This is a genomic window from Marinomonas sp. S3726, assembly GCF_000967665.1.
Taxonomy (GTDB): Bacteria; Pseudomonadota; Gammaproteobacteria; order Pseudomonadales; family Marinomonadaceae; genus Marinomonas.
Genome location: NZ_JXYC01000047.1, coordinates 88,747 through 112,880, shown reverse-complemented (window position 1 = coordinate 112,880; position 24,134 = coordinate 88,747). Strand labels below are relative to the sequence as shown.

The 24,134-nt window shown below is 40.4% G+C and carries 25 protein-coding genes; 6 read left to right on the top strand and 19 right to left on the bottom strand.

Annotated features, from left to right (window positions below; genetic code table 11):
• Positions 1–5: 5 nt before the first annotated feature.
• The gene (locus TW85_RS24630; protein WP_046019787.1) at positions 6–428 is read left to right on the top strand and encodes a PA2817 family protein; all 423 of its coding nucleotides are present in this window, start codon (positions 6–8) and stop codon (positions 426–428) included.
• An 84-nt stretch (positions 429–512) separates the two neighbouring features.
• Here the strand turns inward: TW85_RS24630 and fabF are convergent, their stop codons facing one another.
• The 7 genes from fabF to TW85_RS24595 all read right to left on the bottom strand — a co-directional run bounded on the left by fabF (position 513) and on the right by TW85_RS24595 (position 5,636).
• Positions 513–1,751 carry a beta-ketoacyl-ACP synthase II gene (fabF, locus tag TW85_RS24625; protein ID WP_046019786.1) on the bottom strand — a complete coding sequence of 413 codons (1,239 nt, stop codon included), beginning with the start codon at positions 1,749–1,751 and terminating at the stop codon, positions 513–515.
• Positions 1,752–1,864: 113 nt separating this feature from the next.
• Complete coding sequence (gene acpP / locus TW85_RS24620) at positions 1,865–2,098, bottom strand: acyl carrier protein (RefSeq protein WP_046019785.1); 234 nt, start codon at positions 2,096–2,098, stop codon at positions 1,865–1,867.
• A 131-nt stretch (positions 2,099–2,229) separates the two neighbouring features.
• The gene (gene fabG / locus TW85_RS24615) at positions 2,230–2,973 is read right to left on the bottom strand and encodes a 3-oxoacyl-ACP reductase FabG (RefSeq protein WP_046019784.1); all 744 of its coding nucleotides are present in this window, start codon (positions 2,971–2,973) and stop codon (positions 2,230–2,232) included.
• A gap of 86 nt (positions 2,974–3,059) precedes the next feature.
• Positions 3,060–3,986: an ACP S-malonyltransferase gene (fabD, locus tag TW85_RS24610; RefSeq protein WP_046019783.1), complete on the bottom strand. Its 927-nt coding sequence runs from the start codon at positions 3,984–3,986 to the stop codon at positions 3,060–3,062.
• Positions 3,983–4,963, bottom strand: a complete 981-nt coding sequence (locus tag TW85_RS24605; protein ID WP_046019782.1) for a fatty acid synthesis protein — start codon at positions 4,961–4,963, stop codon at positions 3,983–3,985. Before TW85_RS24605 ends, fabD begins: the two co-directional genes overlap by 4 nt.
• Positions 4,964–4,975: 12 nt before the next feature.
• Positions 4,976–5,155: a 50S ribosomal protein L32 gene (rpmF, locus tag TW85_RS24600; RefSeq protein ID WP_009831529.1), complete on the bottom strand. Its 180-nt coding sequence runs from the start codon at positions 5,153–5,155 to the stop codon at positions 4,976–4,978.
• 10 nt (positions 5,156–5,165) lie between these two features.
• On the bottom strand, positions 5,166–5,636 hold the full coding sequence (locus TW85_RS24595; RefSeq protein ID WP_231870419.1) for a YceD family protein: 471 nt from the start codon (positions 5,634–5,636) through the stop codon (positions 5,166–5,168).
• 194 nt (positions 5,637–5,830) lie between these two features.
• Here TW85_RS24595 and TW85_RS24590 point away from each other — a divergent pair, with 194 nt between their 5' ends.
• Positions 5,831–6,436, top strand: coding sequence for a Maf family nucleotide pyrophosphatase (locus TW85_RS24590; protein WP_046019780.1), 606 nt, complete (start codon positions 5,831–5,833; stop codon positions 6,434–6,436).
• Positions 6,437–6,509: 73 nt separating this feature from the next.
• On the opposite strand, the gene TW85_RS24585 is transcribed toward TW85_RS24590, so the two are convergent.
• Positions 6,510–7,583, bottom strand: coding sequence for a S49 family peptidase (locus TW85_RS24585; protein WP_052702408.1), 1,074 nt, complete (start codon positions 7,581–7,583; stop codon positions 6,510–6,512).
• 307 nt (positions 7,584–7,890) lie between these two features.
• Here TW85_RS24585 and TW85_RS24580 point away from each other — a divergent pair, with 307 nt between their 5' ends.
• Positions 7,891–8,310, top strand: coding sequence for a MaoC family dehydratase (locus tag TW85_RS24580; protein ID WP_046019779.1), 420 nt, complete (start codon positions 7,891–7,893; stop codon positions 8,308–8,310).
• 68 nt (positions 8,311–8,378) lie between these two features.
• Here the strand turns inward: TW85_RS24580 and TW85_RS24575 are convergent, their stop codons facing one another.
• Positions 8,379–9,347: an RluA family pseudouridine synthase gene (locus tag TW85_RS24575; protein ID WP_052702407.1), complete on the bottom strand. Its 969-nt coding sequence runs from the start codon at positions 9,345–9,347 to the stop codon at positions 8,379–8,381.
• Between the two features lie 502 nt (positions 9,348–9,849).
• Between TW85_RS24575 and rne the strand changes: the two genes are divergently transcribed.
• Positions 9,850–12,957 carry a ribonuclease E gene (gene rne / locus TW85_RS24570; protein ID WP_084616495.1) on the top strand — a complete coding sequence of 1,036 codons (3,108 nt, stop codon included), beginning with the start codon at positions 9,850–9,852 and terminating at the stop codon, positions 12,955–12,957.
• A 208-nt stretch (positions 12,958–13,165) separates the two neighbouring features.
• Entirely contained in the window at positions 13,166–14,812 is a 1,647-nt protein-coding gene (locus tag TW85_RS24565; RefSeq protein WP_046019777.1) for a SulP family inorganic anion transporter, read from the top strand.
• Positions 14,813–14,848: 36 nt separating this feature from the next.
• Here TW85_RS24565 and TW85_RS25785 read toward each other — a convergent pair whose 3' ends face one another.
• Genes TW85_RS25785 through TW85_RS24525 form a run of 8 tightly spaced genes read right to left on the bottom strand, consistent with a single transcriptional unit; the run spans position 14,849 to position 21,572 of the window.
• Positions 14,849–15,727: an aspartate/glutamate racemase family protein gene (locus TW85_RS25785; protein WP_052702406.1), complete on the bottom strand. Its 879-nt coding sequence runs from the start codon at positions 15,725–15,727 to the stop codon at positions 14,849–14,851.
• Between the two features lies 1 nt (position 15,728).
• Positions 15,729–16,766 (bottom strand): UDP-N-acetylmuramate dehydrogenase, encoded by a 1,038-nt coding sequence (gene murB / locus TW85_RS24555; protein ID WP_046019776.1) that lies wholly within the window; start codon positions 16,764–16,766, stop codon positions 15,729–15,731.
• 10 nt (positions 16,767–16,776) lie between these two features.
• Positions 16,777–17,262, bottom strand: coding sequence for a low molecular weight protein-tyrosine-phosphatase (locus TW85_RS24550; RefSeq protein WP_046019775.1), 486 nt, complete (start codon positions 17,260–17,262; stop codon positions 16,777–16,779).
• On the bottom strand, positions 17,246–17,440 hold the full coding sequence (locus tag TW85_RS24545; RefSeq protein ID WP_046019774.1) for a Trm112 family protein: 195 nt from the start codon (positions 17,438–17,440) through the stop codon (positions 17,246–17,248). The genes TW85_RS24550 and TW85_RS24545 overlap by 17 nt, the downstream gene beginning before the upstream one ends.
• 16 nt (positions 17,441–17,456) lie before the next feature.
• Entirely contained in the window at positions 17,457–18,542 is a 1,086-nt protein-coding gene (gene lpxK / locus TW85_RS24540) for a tetraacyldisaccharide 4'-kinase (protein WP_046019773.1), read from the bottom strand.
• Complete coding sequence (locus TW85_RS24535; protein ID WP_046019772.1) at positions 18,539–18,961, bottom strand: biopolymer transporter ExbD; 423 nt, start codon at positions 18,959–18,961, stop codon at positions 18,539–18,541. The genes lpxK and TW85_RS24535 overlap by 4 nt, the downstream gene beginning before the upstream one ends.
• On the bottom strand, positions 18,958–19,590 hold the full coding sequence (locus tag TW85_RS24530) for a MotA/TolQ/ExbB proton channel family protein (protein WP_046019771.1): 633 nt from the start codon (positions 19,588–19,590) through the stop codon (positions 18,958–18,960). The genes TW85_RS24535 and TW85_RS24530 overlap by 4 nt, the downstream gene beginning before the upstream one ends.
• An 11-nt stretch (positions 19,591–19,601) precedes the next feature.
• Positions 19,602–21,572, bottom strand: a complete 1,971-nt coding sequence (locus tag TW85_RS24525) for a ComEC/Rec2 family competence protein (RefSeq protein ID WP_046019770.1) — start codon at positions 21,570–21,572, stop codon at positions 19,602–19,604.
• A gap of 42 nt (positions 21,573–21,614) precedes the next feature.
• On the opposite strand from TW85_RS24525, the gene TW85_RS24520 reads away from it, so the two are divergent.
• Entirely contained in the window at positions 21,615–22,136 is a 522-nt protein-coding gene (locus TW85_RS24520; protein ID WP_046019769.1) for a DUF2062 domain-containing protein, read from the top strand.
• A gap of 51 nt (positions 22,137–22,187) precedes the next feature.
• Here TW85_RS24520 and TW85_RS24515 read toward each other — a convergent pair whose 3' ends face one another.
• On the bottom strand, positions 22,188–22,880 hold the full coding sequence (locus TW85_RS24515) for an ATP-binding cassette domain-containing protein (protein WP_046019768.1): 693 nt from the start codon (positions 22,878–22,880) through the stop codon (positions 22,188–22,190).
• Complete coding sequence (locus TW85_RS24510) at positions 22,873–24,117, bottom strand: lipoprotein-releasing ABC transporter permease subunit (protein WP_046019767.1); 1,245 nt, start codon at positions 24,115–24,117, stop codon at positions 22,873–22,875. Before TW85_RS24510 ends, TW85_RS24515 begins: the two co-directional genes overlap by 8 nt.
• Positions 24,118–24,134 lie beyond the last annotated feature (17 nt).

Here is a 24,134-nt window from a genome sequence, read left to right as displayed (position 1 = left end):
ATTACGTGGATTCTCGTAACGATTTCATATTGAATGCATTCAAAGATCTAAAAAGTAGAATGTCTGAGCACTTCCCTTTTGATCAAACACCCTTAAACGAAGAAGAAGCCGATCTAATCGAAAAAATGGATCAGTTATTTCAGGACATAGAAAATCAAGCGGCTGATTACAGTTTTGACGCTCAAGAAATCTTGTCTCGATTTATTCGTTGTTACGCAAACTTAGTACCTTTGGTACGTCGCGAATTACTTTGGTTTATCGGTGGCGAGTGCTTACATTTTCTTGGCGATGAAGAACTTAGCTTTTACCAGGAGCTAGAAGATCGTTTGTATCAACTCGATAACCAAGGCATTAATGTGGACTTAAATGAGCAAATCAAGTCTTTGCGACAAGAATTAGATACAAATAATTCAAATACCACTCACTAAATCTGTTTTAACTGAGCTGGCCAGCTTAGCTTTAAGATACAAAAATAGGAGCACTTGCTCCTATTTTTATACTTAACGAAATCACTATACTTTACTAAACACTAGCGACCCATTCGTTCCACCAAAGCCAAATGAGTTATTTAGAACAACATCAATACGACGCTTTTGCGGTGTATGTGGGACATAATTCAAATCACATCCTTCACCTGGGTTTTCTAAGTTTATCGTCGGTGGAGCCAGTTGATCGCGAATTGCTAACACTGAAAAAATTGACTCAACAGCACCAGAAGCGCCTAACAAATGCCCTATCATGGATTTTGTAGAGCTAATAGCCACATCAGATGCAGCAGGACCCATCAAGGATTTAACGGCATTGGTTTCGGCTAAATCACCTGCTGGCGTTGATGTACCATGTGCATTAATGTAATCCACATCCGCCGCTTCTAACTTGGCATCTTTTAATGCTGCAGACATAGCAGACAATGCACCAACACCAGATTCAGGGGGTGCTGTCATATGATGCGCATCATCACTCATACCAAAACCAGCTAGCTCTGCATAAATTTTCGCACCACGGGCTTTAGCATGCTCATATTCTTCAAGTACTAATATGCCAGCACCATCTCCCATGACAAAACCATCACGGTCTTTGTCCCAAGGGCGACTCGCTGTTTTAGGGTCATCATTGCGTGTAGATAATGCCCTTGCAGCACCAAAACCACCAATTCCCAACTGGGTAATCGCCATTTCAGCACCGCCCGCTATCATAACGTCTGCATCCCCATATGAGATCATACGCCCTGCCATACCAATATTGTGCGTACCTGTTGTACAAGCCGTAACGATTGATATGTTTGGTCCTTTAAAGCCAAATTTGATAGCAACATGTCCAGAGATCATATTAATGATTGCCCCTGGCACAAAAAAAGGAGAAATTCGTTTTGGGCCTGACTTATTTAGTAGTTCCACATTTTTTTCAATCATGGGAAGTCCACCAATGCCAGAACCTATTGCACAGCCTACTCGGTTATAGTCTAAATCATCACTCAAAAGTGCGGCATCATTTAAAGCCTGCATAGAAGCAGCCATGCCATATTGAATGAAAAGGTCCATCTTACGCGCTTCTTTTGCTGTCATGTATTGAGCAACATCGAAGTCTTTTACCTGTGCAGCAAAGCGTGTAGAAAATTGCGAGGCATCAAAAAGATCAATGTCAGATACACCACTTTTTCCTTCCAATACGTTATCCCACGTATCTTTCACATTGCTGCCCAAAGGGGTAACCATTCCCATACCTGTGACAACAACACGACGACGAGACATATCCTTCCTCCAAAAGTACGCCCAACCCCTGAGGGTTTATTAAAAAGGGCTATAGAAAAGAAAAGCCGCTATGCACAAGACAAGCGGCTTCTCCAAAAACTCAGTTTACCAAATTACAGGTTTGCGTTGATGTAATCATTCGCAGCCTGAACTGTGGTAATTTTCTCAGCTTCTTCATCAGGGATTTCAGTGTCGAATTCCTCTTCCAAAGCCATTACTAGCTCAACTGTGTCTAGAGAATCTGCACCTAGGTCATCAACGAAAGAAGCAGTTGCAACTACTTCCTCTTCTTTAACACCAAGTTGTTCACAAACAATTTTTTTAACGCGTTCTTCAATGCTACTCATTAGAAGTTCCTACTCTACTCATTGTTAGCTCATTTGAGCTTTATAAAAATGTATAACCGTCTTTACGACGTGATTCTCAAGATGAACCGGATGGCTATTTTCGTTGATATCGTTAGAAAATTCAACTCAAATTACGCCATATACATGCCGCCATTAACATGTATTGTTTCACCCGTAATATATGAAGCACCTTCAGATGCTAAAAATGCGACTGCAGCCGCAATTTCTTCAGGTTGACCAAGACGAGACGCAGGGACTTTTTCAGTCAAAGCGGCTTTATGCTCTTCTGGTAATACCTTAGTCATATCTGTTTCGATAAAGCCTGGAGCTACACAGTTTACTGTGATGCCACGTGATGCAATCTCAGAAGCTAAAGAACGACTAAAGCCTTCTAAGCCAGCTTTTGCAGCAGAATAGTTCGCCTGACCTGGGTTACCCATAGAGCCAACAACTGAACTGATGCTAATTACACGGCCAAATTTTGCTTTTGTCATACCACGCATACAAGCTTTGGTTACACGATATACAGAAGATAGGTTGGTGTTAATTACAGAGTCCCACTCATCTTCTTTCATACGCAACATTAGGTTATCACGAGTAATACCAGCATTATTAACTAGAATAGTTGGCGCCGCAAAGTCTGCTGTAATGGCCTTAACCACTTCAGTTACTGAGTCTGCATCTGCAACATCTAAAACATAGCCTTTACCCGCATTACCAGCGCCAGCAAGGTAATCAGAAATGCTTTGCGCACCTGATTCGCTTGTTGCCGTACCGATAACCGTTGCACCTTGTTGACCAAGCAACAAAGCAATCGCTTTACCTATTCCGCGCGTAGCACCTGTTACTAGGGCTATTTTGCCTTCAAGACTCATTACTGTCTCCGTCGTTTACTTATCGTAATTTTTAAATTGTTGTTATATGGAGTGTTTATATTCATAAACACTCAAAATAGCAATTATTAATTTTTTGAAATTGCTGCGTCAAAGCTGGCAAGGTCAGCAATTGTTGCCGCACTTAGGCCTTTAACAATACGCTTATTAAGGCCTGACAATACTTTTCCTGGACCGCACTCTAATGTCTCTGTAACGCCTAAGTCAGACAATAAAGCCACAGTTTGAGTCCATAGAACTGGCTCACTTAATTGCGCTAAAAGATTCGCTTTCAATTTAGCAGGATCAGACTCTGCTTTTGCTGTAACGTTCTGAATCAAAGTGCAATTAGGTGCATTAAATTCAATTTTTTCTAAATCAAGTGCAAGTTTTTCGCCTGCCGGAATCATCAATTCACAGTGAGAAGGGACACTCACTGGTAGTGGCAAAGCTCGCTTAGCTCCCGCTTCTTTTGCTGCAGCCATTGCAGCCTCTACTGGAGCCACATGCCCTGCAATCACAACTTGGCCAGGTGAATTGAAATTAACCGCACTAACAACGCCCTCAATACCTTCACATGCTGCAACGACTTGATCGTCAGCAAGACCAATAATTGCAGCCATTGCACCTTCACCTGCAGGAACCGCTTGCTGCATGTATTCACCACGTAAACGAACTAGGTTTACTGCATCAGCAAATGCCATTACACCTGCACATACTAAAGCTGAATACTCACCCAAACTATGACCTGCAACATAAGCTGGTTGCGCACCACCTTGTTGTTGCCACAAACGCCACAAAGCAACACTTGCTGTTAGCAAGGCTGGTTGAGTTTTATCTGTCTGATTCAATTTATCAGCATCATTTTGTACAAGTGCCCAAAGGTCGTAACCTAGTACCTCAGATGCTTCAGCAAATGTTTCTTCAATGACACTATGAGTTTCTGCAAGATCTGCCAACATACCCAATTGCTGAGAACCTTGTCCTGGAAAGACAAAAGCTAATTCGTTTTTCATTCGATTTCCTCTCTAGTCAATCGCGCCTCAATTTTTTTAGATAGTTGAGTTCGCGCTATATCAATTCCGTATTCAACCGCCCCTATCATGGCAGGCACATCTGAATCCCCATGACTTTTTACCAAATTGCCACGAACTCCCACGAGACAAGCCCCATGCCTTCGCTCACTTTGGTAAAAAGACTCAAGTACTTGATTCGAATCCTTCAATTGCGCTGTTTTTCCCATCAAAAAGTGCAACAAACCTTCTGACGCTTTTAATACAGCATTCCCCACCATACCATCACACACTATGACATTTTTATCGCCAGTAAAAAGCTCATGCCCTTCAGCGTATCCAAGGTAGTTCGGCCACTCTCTTTTAGAAAGTAAATTATCCACCTGTTTTACTATGTTGCTACCTTTACTTGCTTCAACACCAACATTGAGCAAACCGACTTTCGCTTTCTCTTTGCCCATTTCTTCAACATAGGCCGAGCCAAGTTCGGCAAAACCGCACAGCATGCTTGCCGGGCAATGCACATTAGCACCAAGATCTACAAGACAACGCAATGGCTTAACACTAAGTTCTCTCATCAAAGCCGGATATAACTTAGGCCTAATCAATCCCAATAAATAACGCGCTAAAGCAACCATAACCCCTGTATTACCACAGGTCACCACTACATCACTTCGACCTTGCTTCATACTTAATAAAGCTTGATATAAGCTAGCGTCTTTTCGTTTAAATAAACTTCGCTCTAACTCTTCATCCACACGATAATAATCAAGACAATTAACTAAAATTAAACGTGATGATGCATCTTTGGTGAACTTTGATAGATATAGGTTCGTTGAGTTGTTTTTACAAGAGCTAGACTCATGATAATAGAGCTGAATCTCAATATCAGAGTATTTTGAAAGGAGGTTATTTGCACATTCAAATGCAATGCAGGGACCTAAGTCCCCGCCCATAGCGTCAATAGCTACCCTAATCATACGGGTATCTAGTTACTCACCTTTTGGTGTAATAACTTGACGACCACGGTAAAAACCGTCTGCAGAGATGTGGTGACGACGATGAGTTTCACCTGTAGCTTGTTCTACAGATAAAGCTGCACCAGTCAATGCATCATGAGAACGGCGTTGGCCGCGACGTGAACGAGTCACTTTACTTTTTTGTACTGCCATTTTGGAGCTCCTAACTTTTGGCCTTTAATTGGGCCAATATACTAAATGGATTCGGATTTTCTTCGTCATCCGGGGCGTCATCGGTAGACGATGCATACTTTAAAGCTATTGGGTTGCAACCACTTTGATCATGATAAGCAACTACTGGTAGCGCCAGAAGTAACTCTTCTTCTATCATTTTGGCTAAAACAATCTCACCCTCAGTCATTACAACTGGATCATATTCATCAGGTATATTCTTCGCATGGTCTTCGTCATAAACGAATGCCAAAGCCAATTCTATATCTACATCATATGGGGTCGGTTCCATACATCTTTGACAGATGAGTTGAACCTGGGATTTAAGATTGCCTGTCGCGATGTAGCGCCTATCTTCATCAACTTTAAAGTTCAGATGAACAGTCACTTCACCAACATCAGACGCCAAGGCAGCACAAAGCTCCTTAAGCTGGTTAAGGGAAATTTGTCCTTCAAGTGCCATTTCGTGATTGGCATACTTGCGAGGGTCTATATATATGGGTAATGAGCTATTCAACATGGCGGCAAATGATATGGATATGCATGCTAGTTGTCAAAGTTTGATTGCTATTTGAAGCAGTTTTTATACACTTTTCCTCAACTTTCTTAAAAAAGTTTTAAAATCAATCGTGTTTTTCATTTTTATTAGGATAAACAGTGCAAAAAAGACTCATTTTAGGCTCCTCTTCACGCTACCGAAAAGCACTCTTAGAAAGATTAAATCTCCCATTTGAGTGCATCAGTCCCGATATAGATGAAGCCCCTTTAGAAAAAGAAGCGCCAAAGGCATTAGTTGAAAGATTAGCAAAGGAAAAAGCTAAGGCTATTTTTGAGCAAATCCCAAACACTCAGGAAAGCATCATAATCACTTCTGACCAAGTTGCCTGTTTAGACGGACAAATTCTTGGTAAACCTTTAACAAGAGATAACGCAATTAAGCAGCTCAGTCTTTTTAGCGGCAAAAAAGTAGAGTTCTTAACAAGCCTTTGCGTTACTGATAGCAAAACTAAACAAGCTGATCTCTCAACAAGCGTATATAGCGTTTATTTTAGGAAGTTAAATTTAGTAGAAATTGAAGGCTATGTTGACGCAGAGCAACCTCTAGACTGCGCAGGTAGCTTTAAGTGCGAAGGTTTAGGTGTGGCTCTATTTGAAAAAATGGAAGGTGATGACCCAAATTCATTAATAGGACTGCCATTAATTAAAGTAAGTAAATCCCTTAGCAATTTTGGGCTTAACCCTTTAACAAACCAAGCCAACTAATAAGTAGTAGGAATAGAGACAAGCAAACAAGGTGGTATTTGGCTCTAAGCATATAGCCTAGAGCCAAACATCATCATTGTAGACGCATAGAGTCTAAGAAAGTATTCGCGACACTGACGCCAAAGGACTTAACAATATCTTCCCATGGTTCTTTATCTTCAGTGAAATATAAAACGTCCACCCCTTTATACTCAGTATTTAATAGCTGATAGAAACTTGTAAGTCCATCAACCAAACCTAGGTCAACCGCTTGAGCACCAGTAAACACAGCTCCTGTAAATAGGTCTGAAGACTCTTTAAGCCTGTCACCTCGGCCTTCTTTCACGGCATTAATAAATTGCCCATGAGTCTCATCTAAAACGGCCTGCCATTTATCAATTGAAGATTGTGCCATAGGTAAAAAAGGATCTAAGAAAGCTTTATTTTCACCCGCAGTAAATACACGTCTTTCAACACCAATTTTCTTCAACAACTCTGTTGCCTCAAAACCGGCTGAGATAACACCAATAGATCCGACCAAACTTGCTTTATCTGCATATATTTGATCAGCAGCAGAAGCAATGTAATAACCACCAGACGCAGCAAGGTCTTCCACAACAACATAAGTTGGTACATTAGGATACTGCTTACGTTTAAGCTGAATCGCATCATAAATAATACCGGAGTGAACTGGGCTCCCTCCTGGACTATTCATTTTTAATACTAAAGCTTTAATACCCGGCTTTGCATAAGCATCATCTATTAATGGCAATACGATACTTGCATCAATAGGTTGCCCTACACCAATCTGCCCTTCCATTGGAATCACAGCAACATAATTAGCTTGAACATCTAACTCTGAAATATCAGCTTCACTCATAGCCACAACAAAAATCGCAATAATCACTGAAAAAGTTAAACTTCTAAAAAAAATCTTCCAGCGTCTCGCACGACGCTTCTCAACTAGACTTTCTTTTAGTGTACTTTCTAATAATTGCCAAAGTTTTTCCGTACTTTTATTATCACCGTCTTTAGATGATGAAACTTGAACACTCTCTTCCGCCTTTTTTTCATCCTGCAACGACGTTCGACTTGATTCATCTACTTGATCAGCTTGCTCTTTATTATGGGCTTTCATTGCCTTATCTTCATCTTCCGTCCAAGCCATAACCTAATTTCACCCTATAAATTATCAATCGCATTTAAAATTCAATATCTTTTTGAATATGCGGTCACTCATAAAAATATCAAGCATTAAAGAGTGAATCCTCCTATACAGACTCACAAAACACTTATCAGTTCGACAAATACTCTAAATAACAAGAAACAAGATAGGATTTATCTATAAATTATCCACTTACAGCATCATTTCCGATAGAATTTATTTCGATACATCAAGAAGATGCACAGACGCAATTTCTGACAATTTATTATTCACCATATAGTTATTATGGTAGACAAAAATGGAGTCTCACATGAGCCAAGGTTATACCCTAGAAGAAATCACGGTAGGACAAAGTGTCGAAGTGACTAAAGTAGTGTCACCTGAAGATGTTCAAGCATTTGCAGATTTAACAGGTGATCACAATCCAGTTCATCTTGATGCTGAATTCGCAGCAACAACACAATTCGAAAAGCCAATTGCACACGGAATGCTGGGTGCTGGCCTAATTTCTGCTGCCATTGCATCCGAACTTCCTGGGCCTGGTAGCATTTATTTAGAACAGGCACTTAAATTTCGCGCTCCTGTTTTTGTCGGAGCAGAAGTTGTGACACGCATCACAGTTCTTGAAAAAGACGAACGTCGTCGCCGTGTAACACTAAAAACCGAATGCTTATGCGGTGATACTGTTGTTATCAAAGGCGAAGCTTGCATTATGATTCCAAAAGCTTAGCTCCCCAATCAAAAAGACCGCACTCATTTTTATAGCGCGGTCTTTTTTTATAACGTGTTAAATATTTATTAATAAATACCCGTTAGATTTTGATTCATTGCATTACGCCACTCATCATCAATCGGCGCTTCAACCAAAATACGCTGATCATTAAGCATAATGTCTAACTTAGCAGCATGAAGACACAATCGTTTAAACCCAAGCGCTTTCGCCTCTTTATTTTGCTCTGATGGTGAATATTTGTCGTCACCGACTATTGGATAACCTGCATGCAAGGTATGTACTCGTATTTGATGAGTTCGCCCTGTTACCGGCTCACATTCAACCAAACTGTACCCTTCGAATTGACGCAGTAATTTAAATCGAGTCAGACTTTCTTTACCGTCCGTATGCACCTTTACTATACGCTCACCAGATTTAAGCTCATTTTTTAACAACGGTGCATTAACTTGCAACTTACGCTTAGGCCAAGAACCATAAACCAAAGCTTGATAGGTTTTTTGAACGCCTTCTTTTTCACGCAGCGCAGCGTGAAGTTGCTTAAGTACAGAGCGTTTCTTAGAAATCATAATTAACCCAGATGTATCTCTGTCTAATCTATGCACTAGCTCTATACTTTTCTCTTTCGGTCTTAGCTGTCTAACCACTTCTACCAAACCAAAGTTTAAGCCACTACCACCATGAACAGCTAAACCAGAAGGTTTATTTACTACAATCAAACCTGCATCTTCATACACGATACGAGACTCAATTATTTGCATTAATTTCTGAGGAACTGCTGAGGCCTCTTTAGGTGGCTCAACAACAATAGGCGCTATCCTCACAATATCGCCAGAATAAATTCGGGTATCAGGCTTAACCCGCTTTTTATTCACACGTATTTCACCTTTTCTTAACAAGTTATAGATACGCCCTTTCGGCACCCCTTTTAGCTGGGCCATTAAATAATTATCGATTCTTTGATCATGATTATTTTCATCGATTGTATTAATTTTGACCTTTGGACGGTCATTTTCATTACTCTTCGTATCTGACATAACTGAAGAATGGTTTCCTTTATAATTGAAGCACTTAGTTTTTACTGATATATTCACATGCGCAGAGGGTAAGAGGCAAACAAAACGCCTCGAAGTTAAAAAAGAACCCCAAAAAGAGCTCCTACTGAAGCGACACTTCAGTTTATATCTTACCTCTGTAAAAGATAAGCTTAAATAATTTAACCACTTGATTTGGAAATTTCCTCTTCCAAGTGTAGAAAGTGTCTATTTTTTACACTTATCAACAGGTCTTATGCTCATATGCAGAAGAACATTGATAAGTATTGATTTTGTTATGAATGACGGCAATGAATGCACTCAATCGCTCCAGTAGAGCCCGTGAATATGTATGCGGAAAATGGACGTAAAAAGCACCCTCTATGCGCCTAAATGAAAGACAGAAAAGATCAACTAAATACGCGTTGTGTAACAACCATGACATAGCACTGCACGAGGAATTGGCTTTCTAACTCAGCAATACAGAGTTTTATAAATGATAAGAATGCTAATTAACGCAACTCAACAAGAAGAGTTGCGCGTGGCCTTAGTTGACGGCCAACGTCTGTACGATCTTGACATTGAATCTGGTTCTCGTGAACAAACTAAAGCTAATATTTACAAGGGTCGCATCACACGAATCGAGCCAAGTTTAGAAGCCGCTTTTGTTGATTACGGTGCTGACCGCCACGGTTTTTTACCTCTCAAAGAAATCTCAAAAACCTACTTCTCTAAAAAGCCTAATCACGGTGAAGGCCGCATCAATATCAAAGATGTACTATCTGAAGGCCAAGAAGTTGTTGTACAAGTAGACAAAGAAGAGCGTGGAAACAAAGGCGCAGCACTAACAACTTTTGTCAGCCTTGCTGGTCGTTATTTGGTATTAATGCCAAACAACCCTCGCGCAGGTGGTATTTCTCGCCGTATTGATGGCGACGATAGAACACAACTTAAAGAAGCTATGTCTGGCCTAAATATGCCTGATAATGGCGGCCTTATTGTTAGGACTGCTGGCGTTGGTCGTAGCACAGAAGAGCTTCAATGGGATTTGGATTACTTAAACACTCTTTGGAATTCTATCACTGGTGCAGCTTCTGAAAAGCCTGCCCCTTTCCTAATTTACCAAGAAAGCAACATAGTCATTCGCGCTATTCGCGATTACTTACGCGAAGACATTGGCGAAGTTCTGATTGATGAAAAATCTGTTTTCCAAGATGCCATGAACTTTGTTATGCAGGTTATGCCTCATTTCAAGTCACGCATTAAGCTATATACAGATCAAACCCCGCTATTTAATCGCTTTCAAATTGAAAGCCAAATCGAAACAGCGTTTCAACGCGAAGTTCGTCTACCATCAGGTGGCTCGATTGTAATCGACCCAACTGAAGCATTAGTGTCTATCGACATCAACTCCGCTCGTGCCACTAAAGGCGGCGATATAGAGGAAACAGCACTTCAAACAAACCTTGAAGCGGCTGACGAAATTGCACGCCAATTACGCCTGCGTGACATCGGCGGATTAGTTGTCATTGACTTTATCGATATGACACCTGTGCGTAACCAAAAAGAAGTCGAAAACCGCATGAAAGACGCACTTGAAGCTGACCGGGCACGCGTTCAACTCGGTCGTATTTCTCGCTTTGGTTTACTTGAAATGTCACGTCAGCGTTTGCGCCCATCTCTTGGTGAAACAAGCGGCATTGTTTGCCCTCGCTGTAATGGTCAAGGCTTCATCCGTGACGTTGAGTCACTTGCCCTTTCTGTTCTTCGTTTGATCGAAGAAGAATGCGCCAAAGAAAGAACGGCTCAAATTCGTGCCGTACTTCCAGTTTCGGTTGCTACTTTCTTATTAAACGAGAAGCGCACCAATATTGCGAAAATTGAAAAACGCAATCATGTACACATTATCTTAGTGCCAAATCCACATATGGATACACCACACTTTGAAGTTGAACGTATTCGTGATGACAGCTCATCTGTTGTGCAAAACGAAAACAGCTACACCTTAGTAGAAACACCTGAACAACCTCCTTACGAGCCACGCCAACCTGACCAAGAAACGCGCCAGAAAGCGGCCGTAACAAGCATAGCACCGGCAGCTCCTGCACCCGCTCCAACGGATGTTAAGAAAGCACCAGCTAAGGCTCAACCTGTTGGTTTCTTTAAACGCATTCTAAATGCTATTTTTGGCGTGGAAGAAACACAAGAAACGAAACCAGTAGTAGAAAGCAAACCTACTAACAAAAAGCCAAACACACGTAACAACAAGAACAGCAAAAACAGAAACACCCGCGGCAACAACCGCAACGTAAAGCAAGCGCATTCTGATGAGCGCGACAATGATAAACAGCAATCTACAAGACAAAGCCGTAGAGAGCAGGCTGAAGCTAAATCATCTAATCGCCATAAAAATGCTCGTAATGATCAGCAGGACAACAAAGCTAACAACGAAGAGACGCAAAGCAAGCGCCCTCAACGTAAAGAGAAAGTTATCCCTGAAGTGAAAGAGCGCAAACGCGAGCGTAATCAAAACAAACGCCGCAATGGCAAACTTAAAGAAGAAGCGAACAAAGCTAACGAAGAAGCTATAGCTGCTAAAGCACAGCAGCAAGCGACAGAGGAAGCAGCAGAAAAAGCCAGTAAAGCAGCTACAGAGAGCAAAGATGGTACACGTGAAAAACGTAACCCTAGTCGACGCACTCGTCGTGGCGGCCAGAATCGCAATCGCGACCAGGTAAAAGAAGAAGCTCAAGCAACTGAAGTAAAAGCAGATGCTATAGTTGAGGCTAAAACTGAAGTAACTCCTGATACAGCTCCAGCAGAAGTGATAGAAGTCGCAGTAGAAGCTAAAGCAGAAGTAGCACCAAAATCTACTCCTGAAGCTAAACATGAAACTGCACCAGAAACTCAAACTGAAGCAACACCAGCAGTTGAAACTGAAGTTAAAGCAGAAGCTACTCCTGAGGTAACAACTGAATCCGAGCCAGAAGTTAAGGTTGAAGCAACTCCTGAAGTTAAAGTTGAAGCAGCTCCTGAAGTTAAAGTTGAAACAACTCCTGAGGTAACACCTAAAGTTGAGTCAGAAGTTAAAACCGAAGTTATTTCTGAATTTGAAGTGGAAACAACGTCTGAGGTAGCACCAAAAGCTGAGCCAGAAGCTGATCCAGAAGTTAAGGTTAAAGCCGAAGCGGTTACTGAAGCGACAGAAGAAGCTAAACTAGAAGTTAAAACCGAAGCAGCTCCTGAAGTCACAGAAGAAGCCAAACCAGAAGTTAACGCTGAAGAAACCCCTGAAGTAACAGAAGAAGCTAAACCAGAGACTAAATCTGGCCTAGCAACTGAAACTAAAGAAGTAACACCAGCTAAAAAGCGTGCACCAAGACGTGCTCGTGGTAAGCCAACAATTAAAACTGAAGCACCTAAAGCAGCTGTTGAGCTACCTCAAGCGGTTATAGACCAGCAAGAAAAGCAAAAAGCAGAAAGAGCGAAACGCAATGCTGAAGCTAAACCTCGTCGCACTCGCAGCGAAACTCGTGTAAAAAATGACCCACGAGCAACAAAGCAAGAACCAGTAGCAGAAACTACTACTGAAACAGCTAACCTGTCAGAATAATATCTATTCTTAAGGTTAAAAGAGCCCGCTAATCGCGGGCTCTTTTGCATTCAAAAAAGAAAAACGTTAGTTTAAACAAGGCATAAATTACACCATAAAATAAAAACTTGGATCTTAGACTTTGATTCAAGCCAAGTGCCACTACATATTAGTTATTACATTGTTTTATAATAAAAATTTATACGTTTAACCTGTTACTGGATTATCTATGTTTTTTGGTGATTCTCGATTTAAAGATTTTCATTTTGTTGGTGACCTTTTTGGTGGACTAACTACAGCCATTGTCTCCCTACCTCTTGCACTTGCCTTTGGTGTTGCCTCAGGCGCTGGGGCTGAAACTGGCCTTTGGGGAGCGATACTTGTTGGCTTCTTCGCATCAGTTTTTGGTGGCTCAACATCACTTATTTCTGAACCAACTGGCCCTATGACAGTTGTAATGACAGCGGTGCTCACTACCATGATGGCCGCCCACCCGGAACAAGGCCTCGCGATGGCATTTACTGTCGTCATGCTTGCCGGACTCTTCCAAATCACCCTTGGTAAGTTAAAGCTAGGAAAATACATTACCCTGATGCCATATAGCGTCATTTCAGGCTTTATGTCCGGAATTGGTATCATCCTCATCATATTACAAATAGCCCCCTTTTTAGGGCAAACAAGCCCTCCAGGCGGTGTACCTGGTACATTATCTGCTCTACCAGACCTTGTGATGAACATGGATTTTGGCGAGCTATTTTTAGGATTAATGACGTTAGCCGTTTTATATTACATGCCGAAAAAGTGGCAAAAATACGTACCACCTCAACTACTTGCCCTGGTCAGCATTACACTTGTTTCAATCATTATTTTTGATCAAGACAGCATAAGACGTATTGGTGAAATCCCATCAGGCCTTCCTAGTTTACACTGGCCAACCTTTACCTTTGATATGATGGGAAATATGGTAATTAACGCCTTAGTGCTAGGTACACTTGGCTGTATTGATACTTTACTCACCGCCGTTATTGCCGATAGTTTGACGCGAAAGGAGCACGACTCTAACAAGGAGCTTGTTGGACAAGGGATAGCTAATCTAATTTCAGGCTTTCTAGGCGGCTTGCCTGGCGCAGGCGCAACAATGGGAACTGTTGTAAATGTTCAGTCTGGCGCCAGATCACCTGTCTCAGGCATAGTAAGAGCTTTCATTCTATTTTTAGTCGTAATGTGGGCTGCAGACTTAACAGCATCTATACCAATGGCTGTACTTGCAGGCATCGCCCTCTATGTCGGTATTAATATTTTAGATTGGAGCTTCCTACAAAGAGCCCATAAAGTCGCATGGTCCCCCACCATTATAATGTATGGCGTAATGCTACTAACCGTTTTTGTGGACCTGATGGTTGCTGTTGGTATCGGTGTATTTATCGCAAACATCCTCACAATTGAGAAATTAAGCCGCTTACAATCAGGAAATATTAAAGCCATCAGCGACGCGGATGATGACACACCACTCACCACAGAAGAGACTGAACTACTCGATAAAGCCGATGGTAAAATTTTATTCTTCTACCTATCTGGCCCTATGATTTTTGGGGTTAGCAAAACAATTGCCAAACACCACAATACGGTTAAAGAATATCAAGCCATGGTATTGGACTTAAGTGCTGTCCCTATGATGGATTTAACTGTTGGGCTAGCACTTGAGAACGCAATAAAAGATGCCGTTGAATCTGGCTGCAAAGTGTTTATTTTTTGCCCCAACGGACAAGCAATTGACCGACTAGAAAAACTTAATATCCCTGCATTACTGCCTGAAGATGCCTTTGTAGACTCCCGAAAAGAAGCGCTTGAAAAAGCAAATCAAAGCCTCAGTTAGTCAAAACACCCAAGATTAATCGATGTAAAACAACGATTAATCTTGGATGCAATTGGCTTTATTAAACACTACCCATTTAGCCATTCGAGCCTGCCCCAACAAGTCCTCTAACCAGCTATATAATCTAACCACATCCGCTTTTCTTGCACTTGAATACAAATATAGGTTTTGTTGAGACTCTATAGCTTCTTCCAAATCTAGCTCTTGCTCTATACGAGCAAGCACCCTATCAGCAACTGCCTGACTAGGCTCAACAATACTTATAGATGGGCCAAGTAATGACTCAAACATAGGCATAATCAGAGGGTAATGTGTGCAGGCAAGCACAAGCACTTTTGAATTCATTGATACCAAGATATCTTTAATTCGAAGCAATTCTTGTTCAACAACTTGCTGACTATTCGGCAACCCATCTATGGCTTTCGCCAAGATATGGCTCGCAATACAATGATATTTAACAAAAGCATCGGAGTTAGACTTTTCTATTCGAAGGTTATTTTGAATTAGAACTCTAAGGCGATGACTATCACATGAAACAGGTGTCGCTAACACACTTACAACACCAGATTCTAACATTAAGCTGGCAGGCTTTACTGCAGGCTCCACACCGACAACAATTATTTTATTATCTACAACACAAGGGAGGTTTCGAATATAGGAGATAGCAGATAAGGTGGCAGTGTTACAAGCAATAACTAAGACATTTACACCTGACTTAATCATAAAACGGCAGACTTTTTCTAACCTTGTACGCATACGGTCAATAGTCAAATTACCGTAAGGCGCAAACGCATCATCAGCAAAATAGTGATATTCATATTTATGATTCGATTTAAGTAAGGCCGACAAAACAGTCAAACCTCCAGCACCTGAATCTAAAACACCAACCTTAAGCTGAACATGTGTAGATGCCATATTAAATTAATGGCATCTTACCAAGCTGTACAGGTTCACGCTCCAGTACAACACCAAATTTTTGTTTAATATCTAATTTAATCTCTTGCTCGAGTTTTAATAAAGCATCCGCTTTTTGAGCATCATGATTAACAAGGCACAAGGCCTGCTTTTCATAGACACCAACACCATTCTGACTTACTCCTTTCCAACCAGCCCTATCAATCATCCAACCAGCTGCAAGTTTCCACCCTCCTTCAAAGGAGAAAGCCACAAGGTCAGGATAATCTTGAGAAACTCGTTGATATTCTAGATTCGTAACAATAGGGTTTTTGAAAAAGCTTCCCGCATTACCTATCAATTTAGGGTCAGGCAATTTTGAAGAGCGCACAGAGCAAACTCGATCAAATACTTGCTTTATTGTCGGCTCTGAAGGTAACCCTTCAGCCAAACCACCATAAGATACCTTGACCTCATGATCTAAATTCAACTCTAAGCAAATAGCAGTAATGAAATACTTGTCAGCCCACTTACCTTTAAAATGACTATCTCTGTAAGCAAAACCACAATCTTCAGCCTCTATCCAGAGTAACTCTCCATTAGCCCTATCTAAAACCTGGACCCGCGACAGTGCATCTTTAATCTCTACGCCATAAGCACCAATATTTTGAACTGGTGCAGCACCCGCGGTACCTGGTATTAGCGCTAAATTTTCAATACCTGATAAATCGCTCTCTATCGCAAAAGTAACCACCTCATGCCAGTTCTCGCCTGCAGAAACAAGCACCTCAACACATGCGTCAGTTCTAGATAAACTAATCCCTTTTAAGCAATTAATTAACACAAGAGAATCAAGGTCACCGGTGAGCAATAGGTTGCTCCCCTCACCTATCATAGATATAGGAATACTATTTGAATTAGCCCATTCAATCGCGCTTTTTAGTTGGTCTAAATTAAAAACTTGAGCATAAAAAGCAGCTAAGGCATCAAAACGAAAACTATTATGAGGTTTAAGCGAGATATTTTCTTGAATGAAATCAGGCTTGACTATACGCGTCATATTTAGCCCCTTAATATTCAGATTCAATCTTATCGAGAAAAGACTGAGACAATCGCTCTAAATGATCAGCCATACGCTCAAAACCATCATCAGCCCCATAATAGGGGTCAGCGACATCCTCATTAGCACCAGAGAAGCTTGAAAATAAAGCAAGCTTATGACTCAAAGAAGCAGGACAACTAGATTGCAGATCTTTCAAGTTAGATTTATCCATTGCCAATATCCAATCAAAATATTCAAAATCAGATGTCTTAACCTGTCTTGCCTGTTGCTGACTAATATCCAGCCCCCTTAAAGACAAAGTTGAAATTGACCGCCTATCTGGTGAATTCCCAACATGATAGGCAGCCGTACCAGCTGAATCCACATTAATATTCAAACTTTGTTTATTAATATTGTCCTCTAAAATACCTTGGGCAGCAGGAGAACGACATATATTCCCCAAGCAAACCACCAAGACACTCAAGACTTTATCAGTACTATTTTTTTGATTCATCAAGACGCTCTTCTGTCGTCAATGTTCTTGCTTCAGTTTCTAGTAAGACAGGTATGCCATCGCGAATAGGATAAGCCATCCCACCTACTTTACTAATTAACTCAGTACCAGCCTCATTCATCACTAGAGGTGTTTTTGTTACAGGGCAAACTAAGATATCTAATAATGCTTTTTTCATTTCAACTTCCTAAAAACTATTCTTTGCTACTAACTGATATCAACTTTTCAGTTAGTGACTCAATAAACTCTGCAGGCAATCCTACCTCAATTGGTAAATACCATACATTCTCATTATCTAAATTAAGGTCTTTACATTTTACGGCGTCTTTTTCTGTCATCACCACGGGGTTATCTTGAGTAACATCGCCTGCACTAAATTTATGATGATCACCAAACCAGTTTGTAGTATAGCCAGAAGGTAAACCCGCTTCTAACAAGGTATTTAAGAAGCGTTCAGGGTTACCAATACCAGCGACCAAGCTGCATTGTTTGAAGCTTTTTAATACCTCTAGAGCAACATGTTGACCCGTTTTAAGATTAACTAAGCTTTGAGGGCTGACAGAAGCAGGGATTAACTTAGAATCTAGTATTTCTGCATTATCAATACCCTGATAGCTAAGCAATAACTCTCTTATTTCTTGTTTCTTTCTCTCTAAATCAGGCTGAGTTTTTTCAGACACAAGACTAATCACATAATCAACCTCTAAAACTCTTGAAGCAGGTTCTCTCAAAGGCCCTACCGGCAAAAGAGCACCATTACCAAGCCCTCTTTTAGCATCCAACATAAGCAGTTCAATATCTCTTGCCATAGCATAGTGCTGCATACCATCATCACTAATTACTAGGTCGACCCGCTTATCTTCAAGCAAGACATTTATTGCATCGACTCGGTTCTGACAAATGACCATAGGACATCTTGAGCGTCGCACTAACATCACAGGCTCATCACCACATTCATTAGCGAGAGACTCTGGTGTTACTCGAATCGGATTTGCGGCAGAAACACCATAACCACGAGATACAATCCCTGGGTAGTATCCCGCTAATTTAAGCGCTTCAATTAGAGCAAGAACCATAGGAGACTTTCCAGTCCCCCCAACACTGATATTACCAACCACAATAACAGGGACATTCACTTGCTTACGTTTATCAGTATCCGCTAGGAACTGACGACGTTTTTTAGCAACTAGATGTGAAACAAGTGGCAACACAGGCCTAAATACTTGAGTCCATTTATTTTTCCCGTACCATGCTTTATTAAATAAAGTTTCTAAACTCACTCTTGCGTTTCTCTCGCTGTTGTATGAGCCAACTTAGCAAAACCTAATTGAGCTGCTGCATCATAGATGCGCAATACGAGTTCATAAGATGCTTTAGCGTCTGCAGTAATGATCAGCGGCCTTTGTGTATCTCCCTCAGAAACTTCTAATATCCCCTGCTTAAGCGTATCTGCTTTTTCATTAATTAAAGTCATTCCATTTAAAGTGTACTGACCATCTGCCGTAATTAAGATCTCTATTTTATTTTTTTCTGAGTCAGAAACTTGTGAAGCCTGCGCGCTTGGTAGCTCAATCGTCAGCTCATCCGTTTGCTTGAATGTCGTTGTCACCATAAAAAAGATAAGTAAGAGGAAAACAACGTCAATCAAAGGCGTTAAATTAATATTTACCTCATCAATTTTTTGACGTCTAAACTTCAACGCTTGCCTCCTGCAGAAACAGCATCACGGTCGCCATGAATCACTTCAACCAATTTTGTCGATTGTTGCTCCATAGTCACAACTAACTCATCAATTCTACGAGCAAAAAAACGATGAAAAATAAGCGCAGGAATTGCCACACCTAAGCCTGCAGCGGTTGTTAATAAGGCCTCTGAAATCCCCCCGGCCAGCAATGCGGTATCACCAACACCTTGCTCCATCAACACAGCAAAAACCTTAATCATACCAACTACTGTACCTAGTAAGCCCAGAAGTGGTGATATTGCCGCAATTGTTCCTAATGTATTCATAAAGCGTTCTAATTCATGAATAACATGGCTGGCTGCTTCCTGAATACTTTCCTTCATAATATTGCGGCCATATTTTGAGTTCAAAATACCCGCAGCAAAAATAGACCCCATCCCCATACTAAGCTGTAATTTACGTATATTTTCACGGTTCAACTTATCTTCGCGCAGCATCATCAAGATGTTATTCAACATACCATGAGGAGTTATTTTTGAGCGCCTTAAGGTCCAAAAACGTTCAATGACTATAGCTAATGTTAAAATAGAACAGGCAAGAAGCGGCCACATAAAAAAACCGCCAGATTGAATAAAATCTAACACAAAAAACTCCCTTAATGCTTTGGCGAATAATTTAACACACTCTCAAGCTCGGCAACACGCATACAACTGTTTTCTTGACCTGAAATTAAAAAAATCAAACAGTTAGAATGCTTTATAACCCATTGCCCACGCCAAAACTCAAATTTTACCATCTCCCCTTCCGCCAAAACTAGCCAAGACACATTCATAGCCTCCATGAGTGCGGTAAGTTTTAAATCTGGGGGAGCATTCAGAACTAGCCATTTAGGCGACAAGGCTTTTAAGAAGTAAGCTGACACCTTCCCATTCGAGAATGGCCATATTAGTACTCTCTCGTTTTCAGTAAGCTCATCAAAGTAATCTCCCAGCCACAACATAGACATTTCAGAGGTATTATTTATCCAAATTGATGAAAGTAAGGAATTAGTCTGATCGGACTTCAGCTCAATAATATTTGTATTATTCGAAAGCTGGTAAGTACCTGTTCCAACTTCACTTAATTTTCCTGAAAAAATCATTACAGATATAAGAAAGGGAAAACACAACCAAACATAGCCTTTATGCCTAAATAGAACCCAAACTAAACAGAGCGAATATAATACCAATTTAATAGCGACTCCTAAGTCTCTGTTAAGCGACAAAGAAGGTAAGTCCATTAAAAAATACTCTAGCTTAGGCAAAACCCAGTTTAGCAATTCATCCAACCAAATCATTAAATTAATTTCAGCAAGAATAAAGTCAAATAGGCTAGCAAGAAATGCCATTGGGAAAAGAAAAATACCAATGATTGGTAAGCAAATAAGATTAATGAGTATCACACCCGATGATAACGAAATCTGCCACCCCAGAATTAAGCTTGTAGCACATAAACTTAACAAAACTTGCAATTGAATAGCCTGAAATGTTTGCTTTGCATTCCGCTCAAAGTATATGAGCAATAGATAGACTAGAGAAAATGATAACCACAAACCAACTGAATAAATTGATAAAGGATCTATCAATAAGATTAAATATAAACTTATTGATAACACGTAGAATGATGCTAATTTGATACCAAACAATTTCATTGCTTGCCAAGTAAAAAGCATAATAACAGCCCTTTGCACAGACTCTCCCCAACCAGTTAAATAAGCGTAAAACAAGGTTATTGGCATCAATATGAGCAATGTAAAGGCCAATTTCTGTCCAAAGAAACCAATTAAAAAAGAAGGTAAAATTTGCCATGATAAACGGGAAATCGTAGAACCAATAAGATAGATAAAGCCAATATGCAGTCCAGAAACTACAAATAAGTGCATAAGGCCAAAGTACTTAATTGACCAACGCTGTTTTTGGCTAAGTGCTTGAGTGTCGCCAAAAAGCAAAGCCTTTATATAAGGCCAACTTTTTAGAGACTCATACAAATCATCCAGTTTATTAAGCAAACTAACTCTTAAAGTCGGTTTAATATCTTCGAATTCTCTCTTCTGCTCTTCACTCCAATTAAGCACTTGAAAATGAAGCTCTCCACTTAAGCCATTACGATACAAGCGCCTTTGCAGCCAATTCCCATTAATATCAGCGGCTTCTATCGAGGTAAGTTTTAGTGAGACATTTGAGGAGTTATTAAAAGCATTATTAACAGGTTCAATTTGCTGATAGCTTTCGTTAAAAGCAAATTTAACAACAAACCTTTGCCTATTAAACCTAAACACTTGATACCAAGTAGACTCGCGCTTCAAAAGAGCACTAACATCAAGCATATATCCAAACTCAGAATGCCTTGTCACATCTGCAAAAGAAATAGAATACTCATCCATCAAGTTAAGTCGAAGATCTGTATCCTGCTGCCCCCAAGTTAGCAGCAAACTTATTAATAATATTGTAATAAAAATCAGATGTTTGTAGTTTTTAGTCGCTAATAAATAGAGACAGAAGATTAAGATATGAGTAAAATACCCGAGTCTTATTTCGTATGGGCACAAAACACCCAAAATAAGCAATGCAAGTTGCATCAGCAGCATTAAGACCTCCATGTCCTTTTAGCTACTTTAGAAAAACACCCTATGCCAAAGCGATATTTTAAAAGATTTATACCTCATCCAGACAAGCTAAAGGAAAATAGATTATTAGCCTTGTTAGGAAGTAAAATTTATGACCATGAGCTGTGGCATTTACATCGAAAATCTGTTGCTAAAGCCTTTTTAAATGGACTGTTTTGGGCTGCCCTTCCAATGCCTCTTCAAATGCTTGCTGCAGCTTTGTTTGCTATTCCCTTAAGAGCAAACATTCCTCTTTCCATTGCTTTAGTCTGGGTATCAAATCCTATCACTATGCCTTTCCTATTTTACTTTAACTATTTGATAGGCACGCTAGTTGTTGGCAACAACCATGGATCTGAATTTCAACTTTCTATTGACTGGATCTGGGGGCAACTAGAGCACATTTGGCTACCTTTATACATAGGCTCCCTCATCACAGGCCTTGTAGCAAGCATTACAGGCTATTTAGCCATCCTGATACTTTGGCGTCACAAGGTAAATAAACGCTGGAACGCAAGAAAGCTTAGGCCAAAAAAGAAGCATTAAAAAGCCGGTATTGAAACAACACCGGCTTAGTTTGATTTCTATCACTATTAATTAGACTATCTCAATTTCTTGAATTTTCCCAAAATGCAAACGATAAGCAGAATCCATCCAATCTAGCATCCCCTCATCATGGGTAACAATTAGAAAAGCCATATTCAACTCTACTTTCAAACTTTGAATTAAAGCCTGAATCTCGTTACCAGTTTTTTCGTCTAAATTACCTGTTGGCTCATCCATTAACACACACGCAGGATCGTTCGCTAACGCTCTTGCTATTGCAACTCGCTGACGTTCACCACCAGAAAGCTGAGATGGCCTGTGATCTAACCTAGCACCCAAGCCAACCTGCCCAAGTAAAGATTTAGCTTTAGTTTGACTCTCTTTGCGAGTTTTATTTGCTATCAACATGGGCATCATCACATTTTCAAGAGCACTAAACTCAGGAAGAAGATGATGAAATTGATAAACAAAGCCCAAATTCTTATTGCGCATAACCGCTCTATGCTTATCTTTCATGCTGGCCCAAGAGACACCATCCAAAAGTACATCACCACTTGTCGCAAGATCCAGTCCTGCCAAAAGGTTTAATAAAGTTGTTTTACCTGAGCCTGAAGCACCCACTATAGCAGCAGTTTCTCCAGCTCTTAGGTCAAGCTGAATCCCTTCAAATACAGATACCTTGTGCTTACCATCATCGTAATCTTTACAGAGGTCTTGGCATTCTAAAACAAGTTTATTATTCATAACGTAGAGCCTCTGCTGGTTGAACTTTTGATGCTCGCCACGCAGGATAAATTGTCGCCAACACTGTCATAATAAAAGCGGAAATCATAATTAACTTAACATCTTGCCAATTCAGCTCAGAAGGCAAATAACTAATAAAATAAACATCTGCATTCAGAAACTGAATATTCATAACTTTTTCAAACCAACTAATTACAGCACTCACATTTAAAGCGCCAAGTACACCTAAAACAAGCCCCAAAAGAGAACCAAATGCACCTATAAAAATACCTTGTACAATAAACACACACATCACTTGGCCAGAGGTTAACCCCATGGTTCTCAAGATAGCAATATCAGTTTGCTTATCTGTCACCACCATGACCAAGGTGGATACAATATTAAATGCTGCCACAGCAATAATAAGTAAAAGCAAAAGAGCAATCATTGTTTTTTCCATCTGGATTGCCTGAAATAAATTACCATGGGTTTTTGTCCAATCACTGACCCTATTTTGTCCCGGCACTGCTCTGGCAATCTCCCAGATTGCAGTAGGTGCTTTAAACAAGTTATCAAATGATATTCTTAAAGCCTCCACCTGACCTTTAGGCAAGCGTTTTAATTTAGCCGCATCATTAATGTGGATATAAGCAAGGCTTGAATCGAGTTCAGCGCCAACCTTAAAAATACCAACTAAGGTAAATCGCTTTAATCTAGGCGTAATCCCTGCAATAGAGACATTCGCTTCAGGCAAAATAGCCGTTACTTTATCCCCTAACTTAACCCTTAAAATTTTAGCCAGCTGCTCACCTAAAATGATGCCAAATGATTGATTATTCAAGGCATCCAAAGACCCCTTAACCATATGTTCATCTATGATAGATACTTTAGCTTCTAACTCAGGATCAATACCATTTAAAAGCGCACCTTGCACACCTTTTTTAGATTGAAACATAACTTGTGCCTGAGTATGAGGAGCAACACCAAGAACTCCAGGTAAAGCTTCAACCAACTGTGCATCTGCCTGCCAATTGAGCAAGTTTGGACTGCCCCACAAAGTAGCGTGAGGTACCATTCCTAAAATTCTTTGTCGCAACTCACGATCAAACCCATTCATAACCGATAAGACAACAATCAAAACAGCAACACCTAAAGCTAAGCCAGCTATAGATGAGAAGCTAATAAAAGAAATAAAATGATTGTTCCTCTTTGCACGAGCATAACGAAGCCCAATTCGAACAGGTAAAAAATTAAACAAATGACATCCTTAAAAGT